Raw genomic sequence first — 3,176 nt, 5'->3', positions numbered from 1 at the left:
TCCTGATGAAACCAATCAGGTCTTGCTAGCTTTCTTGCGGGAAAATGGCGGCAGTGAGTTTTAAAGTTCATCAACCTATCAAAATCATGTGGGCATGACTGCCGACATGATTTTCATTATCGCTCATATAATATTTTGCTATAGCTAATACAATTTTTTGCTACTGCTCGTGCAAATATCACAAGCAAAAAAGATAGCCTACCCTTTACGGTAAGCTATCTCAGAGAGGTTTGATACAGTATTCATCATTTAGCAAATCAGCTTAACCTACTACTCACGCGCTTTGGCAAAGAGTTGCCCGAGTTTGAGCCAAGACAGGAGACTTGTCACCGCAACGAGAAGCAAGCCAATCAAGAGCTGTAAGGACTCTTGTCTTTCGCCCGTTCTTGGTAACGGTGTCCCTGTGGTCGGTAATGGCGTACCAGCCACGGGTAGCGGTGTTCCTGTTGTTGGCGTGCCGATGTGTAAGTCTGGTTATTGAACAGTTGCTTTGTAAACGAAAGTAAAGGTTTGCGCTTTGTCTGTGACGACCGTATTGACTTGACGACTGAGAGAAATTAGCTCATAACCTGCAATCATAGGGGCTGAACTTGCCACCGTATCCCCGATTTTTCCTGTCAAAACAAGTGAGGTTTTAAGTTCCTTACCGCCTTGGTCGACATAGCGGATAGTTATCGGTGCTGGCTTCGCTTCTTCCGCAATGATTGTCGCTGTCGTTTCTGCTGTCACTTCTCTAACGCCAGCTCTCGCCAATAACCGACTATAGGGAGCAAATCTCAGCGTTGGATTGACATTGGTAAACGTGACCTGATGGACACCCTCTGGCAATTCCGCCAAATCATCTGCATCATAGACCTTACCATCAATTATCGCCCAAAGCTCAGCGTCGACTGCTATACCATCTTCATCATAAAGCACTGCCGTATGATGTGTGTGTTGCCATGTGTAGGTCGTATTTTTAAGAATTGTCCGAACGATGGGCTCCGCTTCAATCCGTGTTTGATCTAATTTGAAATGGGCATAAAGTTTTTGGTCGCCCGTTTCAGTATTAGCAATAGCTGTCACTTCTTGGTCATTGCCATCAAACCAACCTAAGAAAATGTGGCCGTCTTTAGTCGCCGGTTCGAAATCAGGCACACCGACACCAAACGTATAGGTCGATGGGTTATTGGTGCTATTCGTGCCGCCATCTAAGTCATATTGAATTTGATAGGTTGCGGGTACCCATTGCGCGGTATAGTCGGCGTTTTGCGTGACAAAATTCGAAATGGGATTGTCCCAACCGGCAAAGGTATAACCGAATTGCCCAGTAGGAGTTTGACCGTTGTTAAATTCTGGTGTCAGACTACCATAGATGACGTGGTATTCTTCCTGACCGAAAGTCCCATGTGTCCCGGGACGATAGGTTATCCTATAAGTGTCCAGTATCCATTGGGCATAAAGCGTGTGATTGCCCGTGTTAGTGACAATGGTGTAAGTAGTAACTTCTGCACCACCCCATCGTTCAGTAGTCCAGCCGGCAAAGGTATAGCCGAAGCGATGATCAGGTACGGGCAAGGCACCATAGGGAGCATTAATATTGACAGGTTGAGAACCCGGATTAGCGGGAGCGCCAGCATAATTCAAATCAAAGTCGACCCTATACTCGGGTCTTGGCATGATTTCGAAGGTACCCGATATCAAGCTGATGTCATAGTTACGATTAGAGAAGCCACCAATATTTGTCACCACAAGCGAACCGCCGTAAATGCCAACCGCCTCTTCGGTACCAGCACTAGGACGCGTCACTCTGTAGTCAGCAGGGGTAGGCGCCTCTCCGTTAAGAAAATTACGGGTCTCTAAAGTAAAACTAGGGTCGGTATCGCCATACACCTTGCTGGCATCATTTGCGATAATCTGCACAGGTCGAGGCGTGATTTGCAAGGTTCCCGGTACGAGTTGGATGTCATAGTTATCATTTGTATAGGTGCCGTTGGAGAAGATATTAATATCGTAAGTGTCAACGTTTCGGCCTGGTATTCGACTCATACGATAGTCAGTAGGGGCAGGTGCTTCGCCACCTAAGAAACCATCTGAACTAAAACTGAACATCTGATCAGGATCGCCATAAATTTGCGTCTTGTCATCCACAGTGATGGTCGCAAGTCTCTTGGTAATGGTCAGTTCTCCGGGGAGAAATTCCAAACGGTATTTCCAAGCATCGCCGCCTGCGAGTTCTAAACCACCTAAAATATAAGTCTGATAAGTTCCCACATTGGCTCCTAAGCCGTCATAGTAAATCCCCATATCATCAAACCAGACATCGTCCCACGGGTCAAAACTACCTTCGACAACTTCGTAGCTATTCGGCTGAAATAGAATACCATCGTACTCCTTCCAAAGACTAACTGGTTTAACCTTGATTGTTCTTTGCGCCATCTGTGTAAAGTGGGCATAGTAGCTGGCATTCTCATGTGTGTCAGGGATATAATTCTGATCCCAACTCACGACGTTCAGTCCTGCTTCATCACTTGACCAGTAGCTAAATACGTAGCCCACAGGACCTGTAACAGCTGTTGACCCGTCATTAACACAAGCATAGTCCAGCGGGTGTGTCTCAGTATAAAGTGAAAGCTCCCCACCATGCTGATATGGGAAACCATCACGCACGGCATAGTAGTCAATGGTATAAGTTGGTAGTGTATCTGCCAACACCGTTGTCACGGGTGCCAATACATTAAACAAAAGACTTAAGCCTAGTAAAAATGATAGCACTTTCTGTCTAAATTTAGACGTGTGTTTGATTGTCATAGTAATCGCTCCTTCCAGTTTCTATTTATCTTTTTATCATAATCAACCTCTTTTTATACTTTATTTTAACATTTTTGTTTTTTTTACAATAAATAATAAATGAATGGTACTTATCGACATTGCCAACGCTCGATCTTGATTTTAGGTGCTAAAAAGCAGTACCTTATTCCCGAAACAATCGACAATCAGGTACTGCTTATTTTCATGGGTTTTTGGAAGCTTCACATGCTAATCTATAGTATACTATAAGATACAAGCATTTATTAAATCGTATTGACAGTCAAAAGTTGATATTGTCCCCCTCGCAGTCCATGCTCACTAAAGATTACCGAGATGTCCTCAAACAGACGACGATCCCGATTCTATTTATCTCTGGCGAGCTACCA

Annotated in this window: 2 protein-coding genes; both read right to left on the bottom strand. The window is 44.6% G+C overall.

Annotated features, from left to right (window positions below; genetic code table 11):
- Positions 1 to 270: 270 nt before the first annotated feature.
- Positions 271 to 429: an LPXTG cell wall anchor domain-containing protein gene (locus LRA01S_RS10845; protein ID WP_163604786.1), complete on the bottom strand. Its 159-nt coding sequence runs from the start codon at positions 427 to 429 to the stop codon at positions 271 to 273.
- A 45-nt stretch (positions 430 to 474) separates the two neighbouring features.
- The gene (locus tag LRA01S_RS10280) at positions 475 to 2,790 is read right to left on the bottom strand and encodes an MBG domain-containing protein (protein ID WP_061775522.1); all 2,316 of its coding nucleotides are present in this window, start codon (positions 2,788 to 2,790) and stop codon (positions 475 to 477) included.
- Positions 2,791 to 3,176 lie beyond the last annotated feature (386 nt).

Origin of the sequence: Pseudolactococcus raffinolactis NBRC 100932, from assembly GCF_001591765.1 — a bacterium.
GTDB lineage: Bacteria > Bacillota > Bacilli > Lactobacillales > Streptococcaceae > Pseudolactococcus > Pseudolactococcus raffinolactis.
This window is presented reverse-complemented; position numbering and strand designations above follow the sequence as displayed.

Excerpts from the sequence above, each read along its gene's own strand:
- LRA01S_RS10280 (WP_061775522.1), bottom strand. The coding sequence starts at position 2,790 with ATGACAATCAAACACACGTCTAAATTTAGACAGAAAGTGCTATCATTT.